At 63.5% G+C, this 2576-nt stretch carries 3 protein-coding genes; all 3 read left to right on the top strand.

Annotated features, from left to right (window positions below):
* A partial coding sequence (gene bioD / locus BG35_RS0108935) for an ATP-dependent dethiobiotin synthetase BioD (RefSeq protein ID WP_025782547.1) occupies nucleotides 1–437 on the top strand: 437 nt, incomplete at its 5' end.
* Nucleotides 430–1830: a class II fumarate hydratase gene (locus BG35_RS0108930; protein ID WP_025782546.1), complete on the top strand. Its 1401-nt coding sequence runs from the start codon at nucleotides 430–432 to the stop codon at nucleotides 1828–1830. The genes bioD and BG35_RS0108930, both read left to right, overlap by 8 nt.
* A gap of 196 nt (nucleotides 1831–2026) precedes the next feature.
* On the top strand, nucleotides 2027–2576 hold a 550-nt coding region (locus BG35_RS11190; RefSeq protein WP_034418228.1), incomplete at its 3' end, for a site-specific DNA-methyltransferase.

Genomic DNA, 2576 nt, shown 5'->3' with positions numbered 1-2576 from the left:
GGGCGGCTGAGCAGGAGGGGATTGTTCTGGAACGCCAACGCCTCTGGCCACCGGAAGAGGAGGAGCACAAGGCGTTGGTGGTGGAGTTGGCGGGGGGTCTGATGGTGCCCGTCACCCGCCACCTGTTGCAGATTGACGTAATGGGGGAATGGGCGCTGCCGGTGGTGTTGGTGGCCCGGGCCGGGCTGGGCACCATCAACCACACCCTGCTGAGTCTGGAGGCCCTGCGCCGGCGCCGCATCCCGGTGTTGGGGCTGGTGCTCAACGGGGAGGGCTTTGCCGATAACGCCACGGTGCTGCCCCAGTTGGGCCGCACCCGTCTCCTGGGCCGTGTGCCCTGCCTTCAGGCCGTGAATCCAGGGGTGTTGGACCGGGTGTGGCGCAGCAGCGGCATGGCAAGCTGGTGGCCGGCAACGGCATCCCCTCCCCATGGCTGATTCCCCCCGTCTGGAGACCGATAGCCTGGGGCCGGTGACGGTGGCGGCCCGGCACTATTGGGGCGCCCAGACCCAGCGGGCCATCCGCAGCTTTGCCATCGGCCCCGACCGGATGCCCATGGCGATCATCCACGCCCTGGCCCGTATCAAAAAGGCGGCGGCCCTCAGCAATGCCCAGCTTGGCGTGCTGGACGAACACCGCTGCGGCTGGATCGTGACGGCTTGTGAGGAGGTGCTGGCCGGTCGGTTTGATGATCACTTTCCCCTCAGTGTGTGGCAGAGCGGCAGCGGCACCCAGAGCAACATGAACGTGAACGAGGTGATCGCCAACCGGGCTTCGGAACTGGGTGGTGGGCAGCGGGGCCGGAAGCGGCCGGTCCATCCCAACGATCACGTGAACCGCTCCCAGTCCACCAACGACGTGTTCCCCGCGGCGGTTCACTTGGCGGCGGGAGAGAGTGTGCAGCAGCAGTTGTTGCCCAGCTTGAGGGAATTGATCACCGCCTTGGACCACAAGGCGGCCCAGTGGACGGAGGTGGTGAAAATCGGCCGCACCCACCTTCAGGACGCGGTGCCCCTCACGGTGGCCCAGGAGATGGGAGGCTGGGTAGCCCAGTTGCAAGATGCCGAGCGGCGGTTGCAAGACTCCCTGGCAGGACTCCAGGCCCTGCCCCTGGGGGGAACGGCGGTGGGAACGGGCCTGGGGGCGCCGCAGGGGTTTGGGGAACTGGTGTGTGAACACCTGCGCCAGGGGAGTGGGCACAACTGGCATGTGGCCCCCAACCGCTTTGCGGTGATGGGGAGTCACGACGCTCTGGTGGACCTGATGGACCGCATCGGCCAACTGGCCATGGGGCTGCACAAAATCGTCAACGACATCCGTCTGCTGGCCTCGGGTCCCCGGGCCGGTTTTGGCGAATTGCGGCTCCCGGCCAACGAACCGGGCAGTTCCATCATGCCCGGCAAGGTGAACCCCACCCAGTGCGAAGCCGTGGCCATGGCCACGGTGCAGGTGCTGGGCCAGAGCAATGCCGTCACCATGGCGGGGTGCGGCGGACACTTGCAGATGAACGTCTATAAACCCCTGCTGGGCTTCAACCTGCTGGGAGCCACGGCCCTGTTGGGGGATTGCTGCCGTTCCCTGCGGGTTCACTTGGTGGAGGGGCTGGAGGTGGACGGCCAGCAGATCGGCGCCCTGCGGGATCGTTCCCTGATGCTGGTGACAGCCCTGGCGCCGGAAATCGGCTACGACGCCGCCGCCAGGGTGGCGCTCCATGCCCATGCCCACCAACTCGGCTTGCGGGACGCCGCCCTGACCCTGGGGGTGATCACGGCGGAACGTTTTGATCAGGTGGTGAATCCCCGGGCCATGGCTCATCCCTACGGGGAGTGAGGGGCGGTCATCCGCCACCCATCCACCATCAACACCGGGCAACAACCTACCCTGAACGCTGTCCATCTCCCGGCGGCCAATCCCCATCATGGGAGATGGATGTCCGCTCCCTACTTTTATGGGCTTAACCTCAGCCCTTTGTTGTGCCCTATGGTTAAAGGCACTTCCCCACTCAACAAAGCACCAGGACCAATCCATGCAGAAAATCACTGGCGATGCCCCGGAAGCCCGCTCGGCGGATCTCGTCGCTGAGAATGTAGAGCGCCTCAAGAGCCTGTTTCCCGAGGTGTTCACGGAGGGGAAAATTGATTTCCACGTGCTCAAGCAACTCCTGGGCGGTGCTGTGGAAGAACGGGAAGAGAAGTATGGCCTCAACTGGCACGGCAAACGCAAAGCACGGCAACTGGCCCTAACGCCTTCCACTGGTACGCTACGGCCCTGCCCTGAGGAGAGTATCGATTGGGACACCACGAAGAACTTGATGATTGAAGGTGACAACCTGGAGGTATTGAAGCTTTTGCAGAAGAGTTATGCGGGCAAGGTGAAGTTGATCTACATCGACCCGCCTTACAACACTGGGAAGGATTTTGTCTACAAGGATGATTACAGAGACAGCATCGGCAACTATCTGAAACTGACTGGTCAGGTTGACGGCGAGAACCGCAGGTTGTCGTCCAACACTGAGACATCCGGGCGGTTCCATACGGACTGGCTCAACATGATGTATCCGCGGCTGAAGGTGGCCC

The organism is Candidatus Synechococcus spongiarum SH4 (assembly GCF_000586015.1).
Classification (GTDB): domain Bacteria; phylum Cyanobacteriota; class Cyanobacteriia; order PCC-6307; family Cyanobiaceae; genus Synechococcus_B; species Synechococcus_B spongiarum_F.
Note: the sequence above shows the minus strand (reverse complement) of the source record. Positions and strands in the feature narration are given on the sequence as shown.